General features: G+C 68.1%; 18 protein-coding genes. 8 read left to right on the top strand and 10 right to left on the bottom strand.

From position 1 onward, the window contains the following. Nucleotides 1–65: 65 nt before the first annotated feature. Complete coding sequence (locus PEM_RS09745; RefSeq protein WP_111129136.1) at nt 66–1,877, top strand: phosphoethanolamine--lipid A transferase; 1,812 nt, start codon at nt 66–68, stop codon at nt 1,875–1,877. Here PEM_RS09745 and PEM_RS09750 read toward each other — a convergent pair. Then, nucleotides 1,781–2,704, bottom strand: coding sequence for a M14 family metallocarboxypeptidase (locus tag PEM_RS09750; RefSeq protein ID WP_111129138.1), 924 nt, complete (start codon nt 2,702–2,704; stop codon nt 1,781–1,783). The two genes, PEM_RS09745 and PEM_RS09750, sit on opposite strands and share 97 nt — an antisense overlap. A 146-nt stretch (nt 2,705–2,850) precedes the next feature. Between PEM_RS09750 and PEM_RS09755 the strand changes: the two genes are divergently transcribed. From PEM_RS09755 to PEM_RS09775, 5 genes are all read left to right on the top strand, one after another. Next, entirely contained in the window at nt 2,851–3,504 is a 654-nt protein-coding gene (locus tag PEM_RS09755) for a DUF3348 family protein (protein WP_005416902.1), read from the top strand. A 10-nt stretch (nt 3,505–3,514) separates the two neighbouring features. Then, on the top strand, nt 3,515–5,779 hold the full coding sequence (locus tag PEM_RS09760; RefSeq protein ID WP_111129140.1) for a DUF802 domain-containing protein: 2,265 nt from the start codon (nt 3,515–3,517) through the stop codon (nt 5,777–5,779). Next, nucleotides 5,776–6,414: an OmpA family protein gene (locus tag PEM_RS09765; RefSeq protein ID WP_111129142.1), complete on the top strand. Its 639-nt coding sequence runs from the start codon at nt 5,776–5,778 to the stop codon at nt 6,412–6,414. Before PEM_RS09760 ends, PEM_RS09765 begins: the two co-directional genes overlap by 4 nt. Beyond that, entirely contained in the window at nt 6,404–6,781 is a 378-nt protein-coding gene (locus PEM_RS09770) for a DUF2894 domain-containing protein (RefSeq protein WP_111129144.1), read from the top strand. Before PEM_RS09765 ends, PEM_RS09770 begins: the two co-directional genes overlap by 11 nt. A gap of 186 nt (nt 6,782–6,967) precedes the next feature. After that, on the top strand, nt 6,968–7,489 hold the full coding sequence (locus PEM_RS09775) for a YrhA family protein (RefSeq protein ID WP_240431618.1): 522 nt from the start codon (nt 6,968–6,970) through the stop codon (nt 7,487–7,489). A gap of 101 nt (nt 7,490–7,590) precedes the next feature. Here PEM_RS09775 and PEM_RS09780 read toward each other — a convergent pair whose 3' ends face one another. From PEM_RS09780 to PEM_RS09820, 9 genes are all read right to left on the bottom strand, one after another. After that, nucleotides 7,591–8,349, bottom strand: coding sequence for a 2,3-dihydro-2,3-dihydroxybenzoate dehydrogenase (locus tag PEM_RS09780; protein WP_095377098.1), 759 nt, complete (start codon nt 8,347–8,349; stop codon nt 7,591–7,593). Continuing rightward, nucleotides 8,340–12,230: a non-ribosomal peptide synthetase gene (locus tag PEM_RS09785; protein ID WP_111129149.1), complete on the bottom strand. Its 3,891-nt coding sequence runs from the start codon at nt 12,228–12,230 to the stop codon at nt 8,340–8,342. The genes PEM_RS09780 and PEM_RS09785 overlap by 10 nt, the downstream gene beginning before the upstream one ends. Further along, the gene (locus PEM_RS09790) at nt 12,227–12,484 is read right to left on the bottom strand and encodes a phosphopantetheine-binding protein (protein WP_019659922.1); all 258 of its coding nucleotides are present in this window, start codon (nt 12,482–12,484) and stop codon (nt 12,227–12,229) included. The genes PEM_RS09785 and PEM_RS09790 overlap by 4 nt, the downstream gene beginning before the upstream one ends. Further along, nucleotides 12,484–13,116 (bottom strand): isochorismatase family protein, encoded by a 633-nt coding sequence (locus PEM_RS09795; RefSeq protein WP_005416909.1) that lies wholly within the window; start codon nt 13,114–13,116, stop codon nt 12,484–12,486. Before PEM_RS09795 ends, PEM_RS09790 begins: the two co-directional genes overlap by 1 nt. Continuing rightward, entirely contained in the window at nt 13,116–14,768 is a 1,653-nt protein-coding gene (locus PEM_RS09800) for an AMP-binding protein (protein WP_111129151.1), read from the bottom strand. The genes PEM_RS09795 and PEM_RS09800 overlap by 1 nt, the downstream gene beginning before the upstream one ends. Then, entirely contained in the window at nt 14,765–15,958 is a 1,194-nt protein-coding gene (locus tag PEM_RS09805; RefSeq protein ID WP_111129153.1) for an isochorismate synthase, read from the bottom strand. The genes PEM_RS09800 and PEM_RS09805 overlap by 4 nt, the downstream gene beginning before the upstream one ends. Then, the gene (locus PEM_RS09810) at nt 15,955–17,151 is read right to left on the bottom strand and encodes an MFS transporter (protein ID WP_111129155.1); all 1,197 of its coding nucleotides are present in this window, start codon (nt 17,149–17,151) and stop codon (nt 15,955–15,957) included. The genes PEM_RS09805 and PEM_RS09810 overlap by 4 nt, the downstream gene beginning before the upstream one ends. Nucleotides 17,152–17,305: 154 nt before the next feature. Next, complete coding sequence (locus PEM_RS09815) at nt 17,306–17,617, bottom strand: DUF3817 domain-containing protein (RefSeq protein WP_005416915.1); 312 nt, start codon at nt 17,615–17,617, stop codon at nt 17,306–17,308. A gap of 177 nt (nt 17,618–17,794) precedes the next feature. Beyond that, on the bottom strand, nt 17,795–18,730 hold the full coding sequence (locus PEM_RS09820) for a TIGR03571 family LLM class oxidoreductase (RefSeq protein ID WP_111129156.1): 936 nt from the start codon (nt 18,728–18,730) through the stop codon (nt 17,795–17,797). A gap of 66 nt (nt 18,731–18,796) precedes the next feature. Between PEM_RS09820 and PEM_RS09825 the strand changes: the two genes are divergently transcribed. Further along, a complete protein-coding gene (locus tag PEM_RS09825) occupies nt 18,797–19,246 on the top strand; it encodes a GNAT family N-acetyltransferase (RefSeq protein WP_111129166.1) in 450 nt (149 codons plus the stop codon). A gap of 96 nt (nt 19,247–19,342) precedes the next feature. Further along, nucleotides 19,343–20,863 carry a thioredoxin family protein gene (locus PEM_RS09830; protein WP_111129158.1) on the top strand — a complete coding sequence of 507 codons (1,521 nt, stop codon included), beginning with the start codon at nt 19,343–19,345 and terminating at the stop codon, nt 20,861–20,863. Nucleotides 20,864–21,106 lie beyond the last annotated feature (243 nt).

Consider the following 21,106-nt stretch of genomic DNA (forward strand, 5'->3'; position numbering starts at 1 on the left):
TCCTGACAACTTCCTGATAAGGCCGTTTCGATACTGCGCGCACTCCTGTTCCGCGGACCCTGCTCGTGCGTCAATGCCTCCGTTTTCCACGGCCCCATCCGATCATCCTGGTCTGGGCCGCAGCGTTTTTCTTCACCACGATTGGAAACATCGCCCTCTGGAAGTCGCTGTGGGAACTGACCGATCTCAACGGTGTGCGCAGCATCCTGTTCCTGGCCAGCCTGCCGCTGGTGTTGTTCTGCCTGTTCAATCTGCTGCTGACGCCATTGCTGGCACTACCCTTCGTGCGCAAGCCGCTGCTGGCCGTACTCATCGTCACCAGCGCCGCCTGCAGCTATTTCATGCTGCACTACAACGTGCTGATCGATCGCAGCATGGTGCAGAACGTGTTCGAGACCAATCAGGCCGAACTGAACGCCTATCTCTCGCTGCCGCTGCTGTTGACCCTGCTGGCGCTGGGCGCGATGCCCGCTGCAGGGCTTGCCCTGGTGCGCACCGCCAGCGGAGCGGGTTCGATACGGTCACTGCTGGTGTGGCCGGCCAACGTTCTGGCGTCACTGGTGATGCTGCTGGTAATCGGCTTTGCGTTCTACAAGGACTACTCCTCACTGCTGCGCAATAACCGCCACATCCGCGACCAGGTACTGCCGTTGAACGTGATGCGCCATACCCACGGTTACCTGAAAAGCCTCCATAGCACCCGCCAGCAACCGCTGCGCCCGATCGGCACGGACGCGCGGCGCATACCCGGCCCGCGCCCGAAGCTGGTGGTCATGGTCGTCGGCGAGACCGCGCGGTCACAGAACTTCCAGCTCAACGGCTACCCACGCGCAACCAATCCCCGGCTCTCACGCACGGAAGGCGTCATCAGCTTCAGTGATGTCTCCTCGTGCGGAACCGCAACGGCCATCTCGGTGCCGTGCATGTTCTCGCAGATGAACCGCCAGCAATACGACAACGTTCGCGCGGCGACCGAGGAGAACGTGCTCGACATCCTGCAGCGTACCGGCGTCAGCGTGCTCTGGCGCAACAACAACAATGGCGGCTGCAAGGGCGTGTGCGAGCGCGTGCCGACCGAGGACATGCCTGCGCTGAAGGTGGCGGGCCAGTGCGTCAACACCGACGGCACCTGCTACGACGACGTGCTGCTGCACCAGCTTGGCACACGCATCGACGCGATCAACGGCGACGGCCTGGTCGTGCTGCATCAGCTGGGCAGCCACGGCCCGACCTACTTCGAGCGCTATCCGGCTGCCTCGCGGGCCTTCAGCCCGACCTGCGACAGCAACCAGATCCAGCATTGCAGCAACGAGGCGCTGGTCAACACCTATGACAACACCCTGGTGCATACCGACCGGGTGCTGGCGGAGACCATCGACCTGCTGCAAGGCTATTCGGACCGGCGCGACGTTGCGCTGATCTATGTGTCCGACCACGGCGAGTCGCTCGGCGAACGCGGCATGTACCTGCATGGCACGCCCTACTTCATCGCCCCGCGCGAACAGACCCAGGTGCCGATGGTGATGTGGTTCTCATCGGACTTCGGCCGCAACGCGGGCCTGGACATGGCCTGCCTGCGTGGGAATGCGCTGCAACGGGCGCACAGCCACGACAACATCTTCCACTCGCTGCTGGGCCTGTTCGGGGTCAGCAGCACGGTGTACCAGCGTAATCTGGATGTGTTTGCCGGATGCCGCCCGTCGGGTTCGCCGGCTGTGGCCGCCACGCCGGCGAAGAAGCGGCACCGGCTGATGCCGGTCACCGCCCGCAACGTGGCGCGCTACTGCGCCGCCAGGGCGAAATCCAGGCCCGCACACACCGCCGCCACCTGGGCGTCGTTGCATTCCTGCGGGTTGGTGCGCGGGCTGTCCGGGTAGACCTCGGTGGTGGTGGCAAAGCGTGCGTCGGTGAAGCCGGCGCAGGCGCCGATCGAACGCGACTCGCCCCAGACCACGCCCGGCGACTGCAGCGGCAGGCCGACCAGGTTGCCGTCGGCATCGGCCGGGGCGATGTGGGTGATGGGCGCCACTGCGGCAATCAGGGCCTTCTGGAACTCGGCCTGCGGATCTTCGCTGTTGCCGATCACATAGAAGCCATCGGGAATCGTGTCGCGCTCGAACGGCTTGCCGTCGCGGGCACAACGCGCCGGATCGAACTCCTGCAGGTCGCTGTCGGTGGTCTCGTGCAGGTCCAGGTGCACCAGCAGGTTCGGCTTGCGCTCGGCCACCCAGGCCATCAGGGTGGCGGCTTCCACGATCTGGCCGCCGTCACGGAAGCTGCGGTTGGGGTCGATGGCGTCCGGGTTCCAGCGCTGGATGCGCTCATAGCCCCACGGGCTGACGCACGGCGCCACGATCAGGTTCAGCCGGCCCAGGTAACGCTCGGCCTGCTGTTCCAGGAACTGCAGGGCACCGTGCACGCCGCTGGTTTCGTAGCCATGCACGCCGCCGGTGATCAGCGCGGTCGGCAGCGCCGGGTTCCAGTCGTGGTTGACCACGGCGAACAGCGGGTAATGGTCCGGTGCATAGTCCAGCTGGCCGTACTGGATCACGTCGAAAACGCTGTCGTCCAGGCGCTCAAGGGCGGCCACCACGTCATCGTGGTAGCTGCGCTGGCGCTGCTGGCGGGCCCGCCACTGTGCGCGTTCCGCGTCGCCCCAGGGCTGTCCGGGGGTGCCGATCGGGTAGAACTGCGCAACAGTCATGGGGGTACTCCAGGGGTCGAACGGGTGGATGCAGCCGGACATTCTAAGCCTTGTCGCGCCTGCGGGTACCGCCACCCAGGCCCCGCCTTCATCCAGCCGGGGTCATCTGGTTGTAAAATCAACGGTTTTTGGCCCCTCACCCCTTGATGGCGAACGCAGCGCAGCCGGTCCTGGGTGGACCGGAGTTCCTCCGCCTGCTCGCCCGTCTCAGCGACGGCGCGATGCCGGCCAGCAGTCCCGCCCTGACCGATCGCCTCGGCCAGTGGGTGGACTGGAGCCGTGCCGTGGCCCTGTCCGGCGCGTTGGGCGGACGCCTGCCCGAGCCCGGCGAAGCTGCCGAGGGGGCCGAGGATGTACTGGCCGACTGCGCCCAGGCCCATGCCAGCCTGCTGGCCTCGATCCGCGAGGACGCCGAGGCCGAGCGCCTGCTGGACCTGGCCGAGGCCGCTGCCGCACCCAACTTCGCTTCGCTGCGCCAGCGCTACCGGGTGCTGCAGCAGGCCATCCAGACCGCCACCGGGCGCCTGCGCGGCCGCCTGCGCGACCAGCTGGTACAGGTCTCGCCGGAGCTGGCGCGACTGGCCGAGGTTGATGCGGTGATGGAACAGACACTCACCCCGCGCGAGCACAGCCTGCTGGCCACCGCGCCGGCGGTGCTCGGCGCCCGTTTTGAACGCGTGCATGGCCAGCCCGGCTGGCGCGCGGCCTTCCGCCATGACATGCGCACGCTGCTGCTCGCCGAGCTGCAGCTGCGCTTCCACCCGATCGAAGGGCTGCAAGACGCCCTGCGCTCCCACTGACCGGAACACCATGTCCAGAACTGCTCTCCATGTCGTTGTTTTCCTTGTCGGCCTGCTGGCCGTGTGCTGGATCGGCATTGGCTACGTTTCGGTGCATCCGCTGGGTGCAGCGGTGGCGGCGATCATTGCGGCCTGCTACATCGCCGGCGGCGTGGAGCTGTACCGCTACCGCCAGGCCAGCAACGGCCTGCGCGCCGCACTGAATGACCTGTCCAGCGCGAAGGAAAGCCTCGCCCCATGGCTGGAGCGCGTGCCGGTAGGCCTGCGCAACGCCGTGCGCCTGCGCGTGGAAGGCGAGCGCACCGCCCTGCCCGCACCGGTGCTGACCCCGTACCTGGTCGGTCTGCTGGTGCTGCTGGGCATGCTCGGTACCCTGCTGGGCATGATGGACACGCTGCGTGGCACCGGCCTGGCCCTGCAGAGCGCGACCGACATGGCCGCGATCCGCGGCTCGCTGGCCTCGCCCGTGCAGGGCCTGGCGGTGGCCTTCGGTACCTCGATCGCCGGTGTGGCCAGCTCGGCCATGCTCGGCCTGCTGGCGGCGCTGCTGCGTCGTGACCGTCTGCTGGCCGTGCAGCAGCTGGACCGCGCCATTTCCAGCGACCTGCATCCGTACTCGCAGGCCTGGCAGCGTGCCGAATCGCTGCGCCTGCTGCAGGCGCAGTCCGCAGCGCTGCCGGCGCTGGTCGACCGCCTGCAGGCGATGACCAGCACCTTTGAACAGCACAGTGCCGCCGCCAATGAGCGCCTGCTGGCTGGCCAGGCCGAGTTCCTGACCCAGAGCCAAGCGCTGCAGGAACGCCTGGCCCTGTCGCTGCAGCAGTCGCTGCGCGAAGGTGCTGAAGCCAGCGCCGCGGCCATCGGTGGCGCGCTGCAGCCGATGGCCGAGACCACCCTGGCTGGCCTGGCCCATCACGGCGAAGCACTGCATGCCCGCGTCGAGCAGGCCGTGCAGCAGCAGCTGGCCGGCCTGAGCGACGGTTTCGAACGCAGCCGGGTCGCCACCGAAGCCAGCTGGGCCAAGGTGGTGAGTGAACAGACCCAGGCGCAGCAGGCGCTGGTGAGTGATCTGCGCCAGCACCTGCAGGCCTTCAGCGATGGCCAGGGCACGCATGCCGAAGCGTTGATCGCGCGCATCGGCGAGCGCCTGCAGGCCGATGCACAGAGCAATGCTGACGCCTTGCGTGCCGCCGCCGAGCAGCAGCAGGCCCTCAACAGCGCGCTGGTCGAGCGCCAGCAGCAGGCGTTGATCGCCGCCAGCGAACATCTGGATGCGCGTGCGCAGGCGCTGCTGCAGGCACTGGAACAGCAGCACAGCGCCAACCAGTCACTGCTGCAGGATCATGAAGCGCAGCGCTCGCAGCAGTGGCAAGCCGCCCAGGCTGCCGCCGCGACTGCGCACGCCGAACTGCAGGCCAGCCTGGACAGCCGCGAACAGCAGCGCCAGGCGCGCTGGGACGCGGTCAGCGCCGAACTCCAGCAGGCCCACGCCACTCTGCATGCGCAGCTGCAGGCTGGCGACGAACAGCGCCTGCAGCGCTGGAGTGATGCCCTGCAGCACGTTTCCACCGAGCTGGCCGAGCGCCTGCAGGCCAATGGCGAACGCCTGGCTGCACAGCAGCAACAGGTCTGCGACACGCTGGCGGCGACCGCACAGCAGATCGGCGAGAACGGTCGCGCGCAGGCCAGCGCCACGCTGGCCGAAGTGTCCACCCTGCTGCAGACCGCGGCAGCGGCACCGAAAGCTGCTGCCGACGTCATCAACGAGCTGCGCAGCACGCTCTCTGAAAGCCTGGTGCGTGACAACGCGATGCTGGAAGAGCGCGGTCGCCTGCTGGCCACCGTGCAGACCCTGCTGGATGCAATCAACCACGCATCGCACGAACAGCGCACCGCGGTGGACGCACTGGTTGGCGGTTCGGCCGAGCTGCTGGAGCGTGTCGGCAACCGCTTTACCGACCATATCGCGGCCGAGACCGGCAAGCTGGATGGCATTGCGGCAGCACTCACCGGCAGCGCGGGTGACGTCGGCCAGCTGGCCGGCGCCTTCGGTGAAGCGGTCGCGCAGTTCAGCAACGCCTCCACCGAGCTGTCCGGCCGTCTGGAACAGATTGGCGGCGCGCTGGATGCCTCGCTGGCCCGTAGCGATGAGCAGCTGGCTTATTACGTGGCGCAGGCGCGCGAGGTGGTCGACCTCAGCCTGCTGTCGCAGAAGCAGGTGATGGAAGAACTGCAGCAGCTGGCCACGCGCCGCGGCAAGGCCGGTAGCGCATGAGCGACGAGCTGGAGGTCGATGGCGGCTCGCACGCACCGATCTGGGCCGCCTTCGGCGACCTGATGTCGGTGCTGCTGGGTGCGTTCGTGCTGATCCTGGTGGGTGTGGTCGCGGTGCAGCTGGAGCTGTCGCAGCGGCTGGACCAGGAAATGAAGCAGCGCCAGGCCGAAGCCAAGCGCCTGCAGACCCTGGAACAGGCGCTGGCCGGCCCACTGGCCGCCGGTCGCGTGACCCTGGTCGATGGCCGCATCGGCATCAGCGGCAGCGTGCTGTTCGCACTGAACTCGGACCAGCTGCAGCCGGAGGGCCAGGAGCTGCTGCGCAGCCTGGCCGCACCGCTGGCCGCCTATCTGGGCAGCCGCGAAGAGATCCTGATGGTCAGCGGCTTTACCGATGATGCGCCGGTGCGCGAAGGCAACCGCCGCTTCGCCGACAACTGGGAGCTGTCCGCGCAGCGTTCGCTGACCGTGACCCGCACCCTGATCGCCGATGGCGTACCGGCTGACGCCGTGTTCGCCGCCGCGTTCGGCAGCGAGCAGCCGGTCAGTTCCAACGCCAATGAGGAAGGCCGCGCGCGCAACCGTCGCGTGGAGATCGCGCCGATTCCCAAGCCCAAGGCCCCGGATGCCAAGTAAGCCGCCCGCGCTGGAAGGCCTGCGCGCATTGGTGCGTGACCTCAATGCGGGGTCGCGCTCGCTGCCGTATTACCCACAAGTGCCGATGCTGCAGCAGGTGCAGCGCGAGTGGTCGGAGCTGCGCAGCGAACTGCAGGTGCGCCGCTCGCTGCGCGCCGAGGCCCCGGCCGATGGCGGCCCGCTGAACTCGGCGGTACTGGTGCAACGCATGCTCGACACGATGCAGGCCACCAGCCCCGGCTACCTGCGCCACTTCATCGACTATGTGGACACCTTGTCCTGGCTGCAGGCGCTGCAGGATGGCGCCGCCAGCGGCGGTGAGACCGCAAGGCCGAAACGGACACGAAAGCCGCGCAGCGCGGGTTGAACACATTACGCCGACCTCGTTCGGCGCCCCTTGGACACGACAATCCTGATCCACGCTGCTGGTTACGCCAACATTGCTTGGCGCTTATCGACTCCCAGCAGCGCTGCTGTCCAATCGCTACCGCGAGCCAACCACGTCAATGGTTGACCAACTTGAACAGCTTGGGGCGACTGCCATTGACGTCGAATGACGAATTCCACAGTGTCTGACTGCCCTCATTGCACACGAATTCAATCTCAACAAATGCAGCCTTCAGTAGAAGCCAGACTTCTCAAGCTCCGCGCGAATCTCAACGAAGCCGAGATGTACCTTGGCCCTCCACTTGGACGTTCTGACGTCGACGCGCTCCAGAGCTTGGTGCTTTCTACGCTAGGTATCACCCTGCCGGAGTCCTATCTGGGCTTTCTTTCACGCCACGATGGCTTGGCAGCAGCGGGAGTCTTCCTCTACTCGAGCACTTCACGCTCATACCGCGATGGCGGGTCAGCGCTTGCTTTGGTGGAAATGAACCTTCTCGCTTGCGACCAGGGATCCATGGGCGGCTATGTAGAACTCGGAGAGAGCGATATGGATTGCTACGTCTTTGAATTCGCAACAGGGCGGTACCAGGTCCGTGACAAAGTAGCGTTCGATAATGTCTACGAAGAATTCACTTCATTAGATGGCCTACTCTGTCACATCATCGGTTTGATCGAACAGCATTGCTGAACAAACAGATTCAAGAATGCCCATGCCACGCCGGGTTGGCATTCACAGCTACACCGGCTGCCTTCTGAATCAGCCGAGTCATGGGTTCGGCTCTGAGGACCTCAGCCGCGCAGGGTGGCGCCGCCGTCCACGTACAGGTCGCTCATCGCTACGTGCCCGGCCTGCTCGGAGAGCAGGAACATCACCGAATGGGCGATATCCTCCGGGGTGGCGAGCTTGCGCAGTGGGATGCCGGCCTTGTAGGTCTCCAGGTTGCCGGCGATCACCCGTTCGGCGCCGTGCTCGTCCTGCCACATGCCGGTCTGCATCGGGGTCAGCGTCGAGCCCGGGGCGACGATGTTGCAGCGGATGCCCAACGGCGCCAGCTCCAGCCCGAGGCAGCGGGTGAACATCGTGGCGGCGGCCTTGGATGCCGCATAGGCGGCCATGCCATGCCTTGGCACACCGGCTGCATTCGAGCTGACGGTAACTATCGCGCCCTGCCCGCGCGGCGACATCACCCGCGCCAGGGCACGCCCGACATGGAACACCCCGTCGGTGTTCACCGCGAACACCCGGCGCCAGTCGTCATCGCCGGTCTCGGTCACGCCGCCCACATGCAGCACACCGGCTACGCTGGCGGCCAGCATGATCGGCCCGATGCTGGACTCGACCTGATCCACCAGGCCGTCCACGGCGGCACTGTCGGTCACGTCGAGCGCAAAGGTGTGCACACGCACATCGGCCGTAACAGGCGCCTCGCGATCGGTCGCCACTACGGTGCAACCGGCCTCGGCCAGCAACCGCACCAGTGTCTCGCCGATGCCACCGGCAGCGCCGGTCACCAACGCCACGCGGCCTTTGAAACCGGTCAACTGCATGTTGCGATCTCCTGTTGTTCGTCCCATTGGCGCAAGCGTGCCGACAACCACGGCGCCAGCTGCGCCACTGCATCGCGTCCGGTCAGCTCTGCGTGCAGGAATGGCAGTTCCAACGACTGCACCCTGCGCGCGTGTGCCCGCCACAACGCCGACCGCAACTGTGGCCGCGCCTGGTGATCTCGACCGGCACGCACATGCACCAGCGTGCCATCGAACGGCCGGTGGATATGTTCACGGATCAGTCGATTGGTGCCGGTCACGGCGCGCACCACGCCATCCAGCACGACATCCGGCAGGCTACCCAGCGCACTGCCGCCACGACGCAGGAACGCGAGAATGCGTTCCCGGCTGTCCAGTTCCGGATGCGCATCCGGGTCATGACCGGCAATCGCCAGCAGTGCCCGCAATGCGGCGATGGCATCGGGCTCCGGCTCGGCCCGCCAGCACTCGCTGGGATAGGCGTCCAGCAGTACGAGTTCGCCGACCTCGCGCCCGATCTCATGCAGTCGCACCGCCATCGCCTGGGCGAGGATGCCACCCACCGACCAGCCCAGCAGATGCACCGCCCCCGTCGGCTGCAATGCGACCACACGCTGTACGTAGTCGTTGACCATCGCCTCGATACTGCTCGGCAGCGGCTGCCGCGCGTCCAGTGCCGGCGACTGCAGGCCATATACCGGGCGTGCCGGCTGCAGTGCCCGGGCCAGGGCGCGGTAGTTCCAGGCGATGCCGCCGGCCGGGTGCAGCACGAACAGCGGCGTAGGCCCGGCAGCGTCGGTCGCGGCCAGCGCGATCACCGGCCCCAGTGCGTGATCGGCCAGCGCCGGCGGCTCGGCAATACGAACCGCCAGCGCGGCCACGGTGGGCTGGGCAAACAAGGCCCCCAGACCGAGATCGCAGCGCCAGCGCTGTTCGATCGCCAGCAGCAGGTGCACCGCCGACAGTGAGTCACCGCCGAGACTGAAGAAATCCGCATCCACCGCCACCGGCGCTTCTCGCCCCAGTGCCTGGGCAAACAGCGACGCCAGCTCCTGTTCCAACGGCGTGCGCGGCGCCAGCCCGGCGATCTCCTGCCGCGGTGGTACGGGCAGCGCGTTGCGATCCAACTTGCCGTTGGCGGTCACCGGCCAGTGATCCACGCCAACGAAGGCGGACGGCACCATGTAATCCGGCACGCGTGTGGCCAGATGACTGCGCAGCATGCTGGCGTCGGCCAGTGCCGACGGCACATAGGCTACCAGCCGGGCATCGCCGGGTGCGTCGTGGCGCAGGAGCACTTCCACCCGCTCCATGCCCGGCAGTTCGCGCAAAGCCGCCTCGATCTCGCCCAACTCGATGCGCAGGCCGCGCAGTTTCACCTGATGGTCGCTGCGGCCCAGGTACTCCACCGCGCCATCGCTGCGCCAGCGCGCTATGTCGCCGGTGCGGTAGATGCGCTCGCCCGCCAGGAAAGGATCGGCAAGGAAGCGTTCGGCAGTCAGGTCCTCGCGACCGAGATAGCCACGCGCCAGCTGCGCACCGCCCAGATAAAGATCACCGGCCACACCGACCGGCACCGGCTGCATCCGCGCGTCCAGCACGTAAAGGCGGGTATTCCAGACCGGGAAGCCGATCGGCACCGGCCGCGATCGATCCTGCGCCGACGCCGGCCAGTAGCTGACGTCCACCGCGGCTTCGGTCGGGCCGTACAGGTTGTGCAGCTCGGCGTGCATGCGCGCGTGGAAGCGGTCGCGCAACGCGGCGTCCAGCGCCTCGCCACTGGTGAATACCCGTCGCAGCTGCAGGCCTTCGGAGGCCGGTGCAGCGAGGAAGGCATCGAGCATCGACGGCACGAAATGCGCCGTGGTGATGCCATGCCCGCGGATCAGCCGCGCCAGTTCGGTGGGGTCGCGATGCGCATCGGGCCCGGCAACCACCAGCGTGGCCCCGCACAGCAACGGCAGGAAGAACTCCCAGACCGAGACATCGAAGGTGGCCGGGGTTTTCTGCAGCACGCGGTCATCGGCGCGGATGCCGTAGTGCTCGCGCATCCACAGCAGGCGGTTGACGATGGCACGGTGTTCGACGACCACGCCCTTCGGTTCCCCGGTCGAACCGGACGTATAGATCACATAGGCCGCATCGCTGGGCGCCGGATCGGACCACGGCGCGGCGAAGCTCAGCGCGGTCCACTGCTCCGGCGCGAGCACCGGTACGCCGGCCGTGCGCGCCGAAATCTCCGCCGCAGCCAGAACGCACACCGGCTGCGCCGAGGCGAAGATGCGCGCCAGCCGCTCATCGGGATGGGCAAGGTCCAACGGAAGATAGGCCGCGCCTGCACGCAGCACCGCGACCAGCGCGATCACCAGCTCCAGCGAGCGCGGCAATGCCACCGCCACCACGCTGCCTGGGCCGACATCCATTGCACGCAGCTGTGCCGCCAGCGCGAAGCTGCGCGCTTCCAGCGTTGCGTAGTCCAGCGTAGTGTCGCCGAACACCAGTGCCGGCGCGTGCGGGTCCCGATCCATGCCCTGCTGCAGCAATTCAACCAAGGTGGTCTCAGGAAGCGCGTGCGCGGTGGCGTTGAAACCCTGCAGCAGCTGCTGCGCCTCCGCGGGCGTCGCCAGGGGCACGGCGGCGATATCGTCAGCCTGCAGCGCCGCCGACACGAAATGCAGCAGCCTCACCGCGTGCGCCTCGACATCCTCGCGACTGTACAGCGCGGGATTGGCCTCGATCTCCAGATCCAGCAGGCGCTGGCCATCGCCACGGAAACCCAGCGCCAGGTCATCCACCGGCCCGGTGCACAGCACCTCCAGCGCCGCCTGCACGCCAGTCAGCGCCAGCGGCCTGTAGAACGGCTGCACATTCACCAGCGGGCCGTGCAGGCGCTGCTGCGTGCCGACCAGGCCCAGGTCCCGGCGCAGCTGCTCGCCCCGGTAGCGGCCGTGCCTGCGGCCTTGACTGAGCTGGCGACCCAGGCCCCGGGCAAAGGCCTCGACGCTGCCCTCGCCGGCCGCCACGCGCAGCGGCAACACATTCATCACCATCGCCGGCACCCGCGCCGACGCGTTGCCCAGCCGCCCCATGTAGGGCACGCCCAGCACCACTTCATCGGCGCCACTCATCCGCCGCAGGTACTCGGCCGCCAGCGCGACCAGCACATCCGGCCAGGGCTGCAGCCAACGCACCGAAGCCTGCAGCAACAGCTCACGGAATGCCGCATCGAGCGGCTGCACCCAGCGCAGCGCGTCGTCACTGGCCGCGAGCGTGCCGGCCAGGCCTGCGCCTGCCGGTGCGCCCTGCATGTGCTCACGCCACCACTGCCCGGCCTGCACGCGGCGCGGATCGGCACGAAACGCGGCATCATCGGCCAGCACGCCCGCCAGCCCCGGCAGTGACTCACCGGTACGACCGGCATACAACGCGCACACCCGATCAGTGAACAGCGCCATGCCGTAGCCATCGGCCGCCAGATGATGCACGCGCAGGTACCAGACCCAGCGCAGGCCACCCAGATCGAACAGCACCTGCTGGCTGATCCGGTCCCGGGTGGGATCGACCGCGCTCAGCCGGTCGGCGTGCATCAGGTTGCGTGCCGCAGCGGCGGGATCCGCCTCGGCAGACACATCGCGTACCGAAAGCAACGGCACGTGTACCGGGTCATGCCACTGCAGCGGCTGGCCATCGGCACCTTCGGCAAAGCGCAATGCGAAAGCCTCGGCCTCGCGCGCAGCCTGGTCTGCGGCTGCGACGAACGCGTCCACGTCCAGCGGGCCGTCGATCCATACCGCGTGCGCGGTATTGAATGACGGATTGTCCGGTGCCAGCCGCTGTGCGAACCACAGCCCCGCCTGGGCCTCGGTCAACGCCACCGGCGTGGCCAGCGCTGCGGCGTTCATGCGTTCTGCGCGGCCTGCAGTTGCTGCACCACACCCCACCACTGGCGCAGCGTGGTGTGCTCGGCCAACTGCGAGAACTCCAGCGGCAGGCCAGTGTTGCCCCAGGCCAGGACCAGGCCGAGCATGCGCATTGAATCCAGGTCCAGGTCGATCAGGTTGTCGTCGTCACCGATCTCGGCCGGCGTGCACTCCAGCACGCGCGCCACGTCGGCGCGCATCCGCTCCAGATCCAGCGCCTCACCCATGGCAGCCATCACAGCACCTCCAGCAGCTGATCGGTGGTCATCGGCACACCACAGGTGCGCGCGATCCAGTGCAGCGCCTGATCGTGATCGGCACGCGAGAAGTCCGCCACCGCATCAGCGGCGATGAAGGCCTCGATATCACGCTGGAAGGCATCGACCACGGTCGCGGTGCAGCCGATATGGGCGTACACGCCGGTCACCAGCAACTGGTCGCGCCCACGCACCCGCATCAGCGTCTCCAGGTTGCTGCGCTGGAATGCGCTGTAGCGGTGCTTCACCAGCACGTGCTCGCCCGGTTGCGGTGCCAGCGCCTCGATGATCGGCTCATGGTCGGCGCTGCGACGCATGCCCGGCCCCCACAGGTCGGCCTGCAGGCCACGGTCGCGACGGTCCTGGTCACCATGCTGGGCGGTGTAGAACACCGGAATGCCCTGCGCACGGCAATGCGCCAGCAGGCGCACGATGTTGTCCACCGCAGGCCGCAAGGGCGTACTGCCGGCGTCGAATGCGGCCAGGAAGTAACGCTGCATGTCATGCACCAGCAGCGCGACACGATCGCGCCGGGGACGCCACGGTCCGCGCGCCTGCGGTAGCTCAGCGGCGGTCGGCAAGGGGTAATCGGTGATACGGGGCAGCGCCATCAGCGCGTTCCTCCTGTCTGTTGCAGATGACGCGCACGCAGCTGCGCACGCAGTTCGCGGCGGCTGATCTTGCCGACCGCAGTGGTATCGAAGCTGTCGACGAACACGACCTGATCGGGCACCTTGAACGCCGCCAGGCCGCGCCCGCGCATCCAGGCCTTCAGTGCCGGCGCCTTGAACGGCTCGCCCTGCGCGATCACAAAGGCGCAGCTGCGCTCGCCCAGATACTCATCGGGAATGGAGACCACGGCGGCATCAAACACGCCGGGGTGCGCCAGCAGATGATCTTCGATCTCTTCGGCGGAGATTTTCTCCCCGGCACGGTTGATGTGGTCACCGGCGCGGCCCTGCACCACCAGGTAGCCTCCGGGCAGCTGCTGCACACGGTCGCCGGTGCGATAGAAGCCGTCGTCGGTGAACGAGCGCGCATTGGCCACCGCATCGTTGTGGTAGCCACGGATGGTGTACGGGCCACGGGTGAGCAGATGCCCCACCTCGCCTTCGGCCACCGGCTGGTCATGGTCATCGACCACGCGCACTTCGTCGTCCGGACTGATCGGCCGGCCCTGGCAGGCCACGAGCAGGTCCTCCGGATCATCCAGCCGTGTGTAGTTGACCAGGCCTTCGGCCATGCCGAACACCTGCTGCAGCGTGCAGCCAAGGCCGTCGATCACCCGCCGTGCGGCTTCCGGCACCAGTTTGGCGCCGCCCACCTGCAGTACCCGCAGGCTCGACAGGTCATGCTTGCCGGTAGCGGCGGCCTGCGCCCACAGCAGCGCCAGCGGCGGCACCAGGCCGCAGCAGGTCACCTTTTCGCGGGCGATCAGCGGGAATGCGGCCTCCGGCCCGGGGCCGGGGCTGAGCACCACGCGGGCACCAGCGTACAACGCGCCGAAGAAGCCCGGCGAGCTCATCGGGAAATTGTGCGCGGCCGGCAGCGCGACCAGGTAGACGCTGTCGCGGTCGATGCCGCAGATTTCATTGCTGGCACGGAATGAATAGATGTAGTCGTCGTGCGTGCGTGGAATCAGCTTGGACAGCCCGGTGCTCCCACCGGAAATCTGCAGGAACGCCACAGACTGCGGGTCCGGATCGGCCGGCAACCGGCTGCGATCGCCCTGCAGTGCCTCCAGCCCAATGAACTCCGCCGCATCGCCGTCGATCACTACATGGCGAACCGCCGGCACGTCGGCCTGCAGCGCCCGCGCCAGTCCGCGATGGTCGAAGCCATCATGCAGCCCGGTGGTGATGTAGGCACTGGCTTCGGCCTTGCTGGCGAAGTGCACCAGCTCGGTGATGCGGTGTGCCGGCAACGCGTACACCGGCACCAGTCCGGCGCGGAACAGACCACAGACCGTTGTGACGAAGCCTGCCGTGTTGCCCAGCTGCACCAGCACCCGCTCCCCTGGCTGCAGGCCGAGCGTCAGCAGGCCGGCACCGATCCGCCCGGCCTCGTGCCACAGCTGCGCATAGCTCAGGCGCACGTCGCCGGCGACCACCGCAATGTCATCGGCATAGCGTTCTGCACGTTCGCGCAGGAACCCCGGGAAGGTCTCGCCACGCCAATGCCCAGCCTCGCGATAGCGTGCCATCAGGTCATCCGGCCACACCTGCTGCAGTGCCAGGCGGGAAGCGTCAGTGGAGGTAGTCATGCGGCAGGCTCGATCGCAGGCGCGGATTCATGGACACCCAGCGCATTCAGCAGGGCGGCGAACTTCGCAGCGGTCTCGGCCACCTCGGCCTCGGGCTGCGAGTCGGCAACGATGCCGGCGCCGGCGAACAGGCGCAGCTGCATTCCCTGCAGGCGTGCGCAGCGGATTGCCACATACCAGTCGCCGTCACCCTGCGCATCCAACCAGCCCACGGCGCCGGCATAGAAGCCGCGCGGCACCGGTTCCAGCTCGCGGATGCGCTGCAGCGCCGCCAACCGCGGCGTACCGCAGACGGCCGGCGTGGGGTGCAGCTGCGCCAGCAGCTCGGCGGCCGACGTGTGCGGATCCTTCAGCGTGGCATGGATGCGTGTGCCCAGATGCCACATGCTGGCGGTGGCATGCAGCGCCGGCCGCGGCTGTGCATCGATGTGGCTGCAATACGGCGCCAGACCCTCGACGATCGCCTCGACCACATGACGGTGCTCGTCATGGTCCTTGGTCGAGGCCAGCAGGTCCTGCGCGGCGCGCTCGTCCTCGGCAGCGTCGGCGCAGCGCCGCGCAGACCCCGCCAGCGGGTGCGACAACAGCTCGGCGCCACGCTTGCGCAGGAGCAGTTCCGGGGTCGCGCCCACCAGCCACGCTGGCGCCTGACCCACTTCCACCGGCAGCGGAACCGCATAGGTCGCCACCGAAGGATCCGCGCCCAGCCGTGCCAGCAGCACGTCCGGAGACAGCGCCCGGTGGGTGCGTGCCACCAGGCTGCGCGCCAGCACCACCTTCTGAAGGTCCAGTTCGGGCGCGCGCAGTGCCTGCACCGCCGCAGCCACCGACGCCGCGTACGCCTGCGCCGAAGGCTCGGCCTGCAGGGCACCCTCCAGCGCTGGCGCGGCCTGTGGCTGTAGTGCCAGCGCTGGCAGCAGGCGCTCGGGCTGGTACAACGCGTCGTCGGCACGGGGTTCGAATGGGACTGCGCCGACCAGCAGGCCCGGGCCGCCGCGCTGCTGGGCAAAGAACACCGAAACGCGTTCCGCCAATGTCGCCAGCGCACCTGCCGGCAGCGTGGCGCGGCAACCGCGTGCGTGCACGTGCTGGCCAGCGTGCTGCAGCAGGAACAGCGTCGCGTCGTCGCTGCTCTCCTGCGGCGCTGGCGCAGCCTCCGGCCACGCGCCCTGCATCAGGGAATCGTTCATGGGGTCTCCTTCATCCGATGCACTGCGGCCAGCGCGCACAGCAACAGCAGCAACGCGCCGACCAGGAGGTATGGCAGGCTGGGCCCGCCGCGATACACCAGCGTGCCGAGCATCGGCCCGGCCACCATGCCCAGTCCCTGCGCGGCAGCGACAGTACCGGCGGCGGCGCCCTGCTCGTGCGCCTCCACCGCGTCGGCGGCCAACGCCTGGAACGAAGGGAATACGAAGCCCATGCCGAATGCAGCCAGTGCGTAGGCCGCAGGCAGTTGCCAGGCCTGCTGCACGCCCGCCACCGAAGCAAAGCCGATGCCTGAGATCACGGCGCCGAGGACGATCCAGCGCCGCGGATGAACCTCCAGCTTCATCACCAGCGCCTGCGCCAGGATCAGGCCAACGCCGACCGCCGTCAGCGCGATGCCGGCCATGCGCGCACCGGCCGCCGCATTCAGGCCCAGGCGATCAATCGCGAAGAAGCCAACCGTGACCTGCGCGATGGTCACGGAAACCATGGCGATGAACGCCGCCAGCTGCGGCAGGCGCAGGCGCGGGTCGAGGCGGCTCATCGGCGCGCGGCGCTGGGCGGAAACGCCCATTACAGGCGGTGTGGCCGGCAGTCGCCAGGCCAGCAGCGCCAACGCCAGCAGTGGCAACAGTGCGGCCACGTACAGCGCCAGCGACAGGTTCGTATAGGCCAGCCAACCCGCGGCAGCCGGGCCCAGCACCATGCCCAATGCGTTGGCGCTGCCCAGGCGGGCGAGGAACTTCGCACGCTGCCCGGTCGGTGCCTTGTCGGCGATCAGCGCAGCTGCGGTAGGAGGCACCGCTGCGTAGAACAGGCCGATCAGGCCGCGCGCAGCGACCAGCACCAGCACTGACACCAGCACCGGCGGCACCGCCTGCAGGGCCACGTCGATGAACACCGCCAGCGCGATGTAGACCACGGTGTAGGCACTCATCGCCAGCATCAGCACGCGCTTGCGGCCGATGCGGTCGCTGAGCTGGCCCCAAGGGCGCGCGGCCAGCATCCACAACACGCCTGCGGCGGTGACTGACAGCCCGGCATGCCACTCGGACAAACCGAGCATGCGGACCACCGGGCCGATCACGGCGACGAAGGACATCATCGCCATGGTGCCAATCAGGGCAGCCAACACCAGCGCCGGCAAGCCGGGAACGACGGGACGTGCGTGCATGAAACACCAGCCGTAACAGGAAAGGATTGGCCGGGCGCGCCTGCGCGCCCCACCCGGCACCGACCCTGCTCAGGGCCAGATGCCACCCTCAAATGATAACGGCTCGTATTTGCATTTGATACCCATTCTCTTGAATGGGCGCGCAACACTGGGTTCAGCGCATTGCACGCAGGCCGAGCAGGCCACGGCGCTTGAACCACCACTCCAGGGGCAGCGTCACCAGCGGCGGGATCGCTGCCAGCAGGGCCAGGGCACTGGCCCACCACGGCCAGCGCAGGCGCACCGCCGCGAGCAGCGTCACCGCCACATACACGAGGAAAGCCACGCCGTGCAGCGGCCCGAACACCTTCACCAGGGCCACGTTGGCCATCGGGCCGTACTTCATCCACATGCCGATGAGCAGGCCGGCCCAGGTCACGGCCTCGATGAAAGCGACCGCAGCGAACAGGCGTCCGGTCGGGTGCATGGGGGAACGTTGGGTCACGTGGGGCTCCGGCATCGGGGTATCAAATGCGAATGATACGCAGATGCACGCTGCATGTAGAGTCGAGCCGTGCTCGACTGCTTCTGCCTCGGCCACTGCAGGAAACACTCAGCAGTTCAGCGGGCGCAGCGGCGAGAGCGTGTCCACCAAGGTGGACACCTACCCGGGCATATCCGGCAGAACCTGCTCCCCGATCTCGCGCAGCACGTCATCCATCGTCCGCCCGTTATCGATCAGGTTGAACATCACGTGCGCCACGCCCTGCGCATGCACGCGCAGCAGATACTCACGCAGGCCATCGCGGCCGACCTTCAGGCCCAGCGGCAGCGGCTCGGGCGGCGCCTGCGGATCTGCCTGCAGGTCCAGCAGCATCGACTGCACGAACGGCTTGCCTGGCCCGCCACGCTGCGCCAGCGCCTGCTGCCACAGGCCGATGCGCCCTTCCTGCGCGGCCTCTTCGCGGTGATAGGTGGCCCAGCCTTCGGCCTCACGCGCTATCCACTGCAGGCTCTGCCGCGCGGTACCCACCACCAGCATCGGAATGCGGGTTGCCGGCGCTGGCAGCACGTCGAAGCCACCAGTGGCCTGCAATTCGGCGGTGCGCTCATCGGCGGCCGGTGACAGCGCCGCCCGCAACAACGTCCAACGCTCACGGAAGGTCGCCGCCCTGCCCTCCAGATCCTCGCCGAATGCGGCGAACTCTTCCGGGCGGTCACCCGAACCCAGGCCCAGTACGAAGCGTCCGCCGCTGATCCGGTCCAGGCTCAACGCCGACTTCGCCACCTGCAGCGGCTGGCGCAATGGCAGCACGATGGCCGCGGTGCCGATCACGATGTGCCCCGTCGCGGCCGCCAGCATGCCCAGCCACAGGAACGGATCGTCCAGCGCACTTGCTGTCGCGTCCGGACCCTGCGGCACCATCAACGGCACGTCGCGCGCCCACAACGCGGCGAAACCAAGATCGTCGGCCAACCGCGCGATGCGCCGCGCCTGATGCGGATCGGCCAGCCCCTGCGACGCCACCGGCGTCATCAGGCCCAGGCTCAAGCCCTGCCCTGGAAACAACGCAGCGTACGCGGGATTGAAATCACTCATGCCTGCAGCTTAGCGTGCAGGCACGGGGCAGCGATGACGCGCAGCCCGCCACGGGAAGAACACTGCATGCCGAACATCCGCCCTGCCCGCGTCGATGACCTGCCCGCGATCAGCGCGGTGTGCCTGGCCGCGTTCACTGCGGCGGTGGCGCCCTCGCTCAGCGCAGCCGGCATCGCCACGTTCGGCAATGTCGCCGCCGCCGATGCGTTCGGTGAACGCCTGCACGGCGACAACCATATCCTGGTGGCCGAGCAGGACGGCCGTATCGTCGGCGTGGTCGAGCTGAAGGAAGGCCGCCACCTGGCGATGCTGTTCGTCGATCCCGGCTGCCAGGGACAGGGCATCGGCCATGCACTGTTCGAGGCGGTGCTGCCGCAGGTACGCGAGCCGGTCCTGACCGTACGCGCATCGCTCAATGCTGTGCCGACCTATCTGCGCTATGGCTTCGTGGTTGACGGTGAGGCCGGCGAGTTCAACGGCCTGGTCTACCAGCAGATGGTGCGGGCGGCCGCCTGAAGGCAGCGGGTGTCATGCCCAGCTGCCCAGCCGATATAAGCAAACTGAATCAGCACACTCCCCGGCCATTCCTACAATGGACTGTCCCCCTTCAAGATGCCGCCGATGCGCGTCGCGCTTTCCGTGTTGCTGCTGGCTTCGGCGCTGAGTGCCTGCGCCCCGGCCCCGGTTTCCACCGCCAACTCCGCCGAGGCACCTGCGCCGGCCAAGGGAATCGCGTGGCGCCAGGGTGACGTCGATGATGCCTTCGCCGAAGCCGCAGACAGCGGCAAGCCGGTGCTGCTGTACTGGGGCGCGGCCTGGTGCCCGCCGTGCAACCAGCTCAAGGCCGGCCTGTTCAAGGACCCGGCCTTCATCGCCTTGACCGGCAAGTTCGTGCCGGTCTACCTGGATGGCGACGAGGAAGGTGCGCAGGCCTGGGGCGAACGCTTCGGGGTGCGCGGCTACCCGACCCTGATCGTGCTGGACCCACAGCGCAATGAACTTACACGCGTGGCCGGTGGCAACGACGCCGCCGAACTGACCCGGGCATTGACCGTCGCCGCCGGGCGCCGCAGTGCAATCGCTGCCACTCTGGCCACCGCCCTGGCCACGCCGGAGAAGTTGGCTGCAGAAGACTGGCAGGTACTGGGCGACTACGGCTGGGAAGTCGACGCCAACCGTCTGGCTGGCGGGCGCAGGGGCCAGGATGTACTGCGCCAGCTGTCCAAGGCCGCACCCGACGCAGCGCTGCAACGCCGCTTCGCCCTGCTGGCCTTGGCCACCGCCGACACGCCCGCCAGCTCGCCTACCGAAGTACGCGAGCTGCTGCAGGCCGTGCTGGCGCAGCCGGCCGAAGTCCGCCGCAACCGTGAGTTGCTGGGCTATGCAGGCGCACAGTTGGTCCAGCAGGCCAGCGCCGGCCCGGCCACCCGCAACACGCTGGGGCAGCAGCTGCTGGTCGCGCTGGAGCGCGCAGATGCCGAGCGCGGCGACCGCGCCGACGACGCATTGTCGCGCGCACTGACGGAAGTATCGCTGGCCCGCCAGCAGCAGCCGAAGGGCGCACTGCCCGCGCCGCTGGTTGATCGGGTCAAGCAGCGCGTGGCCGCGGCCGACGCCACCGCCACTGATGCGCATGCACGCCAGGCCACGATCAGCAGCGCGGTCTACGCACTGCGCCAGGTCGGTGACGACGCCGGTGCCGAGGCGTTGTTGCTGGCGGAGCTGAAGCGCAGCGAGCAGCCCTACTACTACATGCCCGAGCTGGCCGAACTGGCCGAGCAGCGCGGCGACACTGCCGGTGCGCTGGAGTGGTTGAAGCGTGCCTACGACGGTGCGCAGGGCCCGGCCACCCGCGTGCAATGGGGCGTGCTGTACGTGGAAGGGTTGCTGAAGCTGGCGCCGAACGACGCGCGGCGCATCGAGCAGGCCACCGCCTCGCTGATCGCCGAACTGGAGGCGCAGCCGTCGGGTTACCACCAGCGCACCCGCCAGCGTTTCGAGCGGCTGGCCGGGCAGCTGAAGGCGTGGAGCGGGAAGCACCAGGGTGCCGAGACGCTGGCGCGGTTGCAGCAGAGGATGCAGCAGGCGTGCGGTGAACAGGTGGATGGCGCGTGCAAGGACTGGTTGAGTTGAGTTGATGAAAACGCGGGCGGCTGGTTCGTCTGCCGGCGCTTTTGTTGATATCGGTTGTGGCGGGGGAAGGGGCTGGCCGGGACACGCCGCAAACCCATCCTTGGGGGCTCGATGGCGCCATCCATGGCGCCAACGGTCCCGGCCAGCCCCTCCCCCCGCCACCGGACGGTTTCCTGCGAGCGCGGGCAGCACTTCAGCGCGCCGGTGAGGTTAGAAAAGCGGGTTCTGGTAGTGCCGGCCGCT

Source organism: Stenotrophomonas sp. Pemsol, assembly GCF_003586545.1.
Lineage (GTDB): Bacteria > Pseudomonadota > Gammaproteobacteria > Xanthomonadales > Xanthomonadaceae > Stenotrophomonas > Stenotrophomonas sepilia.

Bases quoted from the DNA above. Each gene is read 5' to 3' on its own strand.
- PEM_RS09750 (WP_111129138.1), bottom strand. From the start codon at position 2,704: ATGACTGTTGCGCAGTTCTACCCGATCGGCACCCCCGGACAGCCCTGG.
- PEM_RS09755 (WP_005416902.1), top strand. From the start codon at position 2,851: ATGGCGAACGCAGCGCAGCCGGTCCTGGGTGGACCGGAGTTCCTCCGC.
- PEM_RS09760 (WP_111129140.1), top strand. From the start codon at position 3,515: ATGTCCAGAACTGCTCTCCATGTCGTTGTTTTCCTTGTCGGCCTGCTG.
- PEM_RS09765 (WP_111129142.1), top strand. From the start codon at position 5,776: ATGAGCGACGAGCTGGAGGTCGATGGCGGCTCGCACGCACCGATCTGG.
- PEM_RS09770 (WP_111129144.1), top strand. From the start codon at position 6,404: ATGCCAAGTAAGCCGCCCGCGCTGGAAGGCCTGCGCGCATTGGTGCGT.
- PEM_RS09775 (WP_240431618.1), top strand. From the start codon at position 6,968: ATGACGAATTCCACAGTGTCTGACTGCCCTCATTGCACACGAATTCAA.
- PEM_RS09780 (WP_095377098.1), bottom strand. From the start codon at position 8,349: ATGCAGTTGACCGGTTTCAAAGGCCGCGTGGCGTTGGTGACCGGCGCT.
- PEM_RS09785 (WP_111129149.1), bottom strand. From the start codon at position 12,230: ATGAACGCCGCAGCGCTGGCCACGCCGGTGGCGTTGACCGAGGCCCAG.
- PEM_RS09790 (WP_019659922.1), bottom strand. From the start codon at position 12,484: ATGGCTGCCATGGGTGAGGCGCTGGATCTGGAGCGGATGCGCGCCGAC.
- PEM_RS09795 (WP_005416909.1), bottom strand. From the start codon at position 13,116: ATGGCGCTGCCCCGTATCACCGATTACCCCTTGCCGACCGCCGCTGAG.
- PEM_RS09800 (WP_111129151.1), bottom strand. From the start codon at position 14,768: ATGACTACCTCCACTGACGCTTCCCGCCTGGCACTGCAGCAGGTGTGG.
- PEM_RS09805 (WP_111129153.1), bottom strand. From the start codon at position 15,958: ATGAACGATTCCCTGATGCAGGGCGCGTGGCCGGAGGCTGCGCCAGCG.
- PEM_RS09810 (WP_111129155.1), bottom strand. From the start codon at position 17,151: ATGCACGCACGTCCCGTCGTTCCCGGCTTGCCGGCGCTGGTGTTGGCT.
- PEM_RS09815 (WP_005416915.1), bottom strand. From the start codon at position 17,617: ATGCACCCGACCGGACGCCTGTTCGCTGCGGTCGCTTTCATCGAGGCC.
- PEM_RS09820 (WP_111129156.1), bottom strand. From the start codon at position 18,730: ATGAGTGATTTCAATCCCGCGTACGCTGCGTTGTTTCCAGGGCAGGGC.
- PEM_RS09825 (WP_111129166.1), top strand. From the start codon at position 18,797: ATGCCGAACATCCGCCCTGCCCGCGTCGATGACCTGCCCGCGATCAGC.
- PEM_RS09830 (WP_111129158.1), top strand. From the start codon at position 19,343: ATGCCGCCGATGCGCGTCGCGCTTTCCGTGTTGCTGCTGGCTTCGGCG.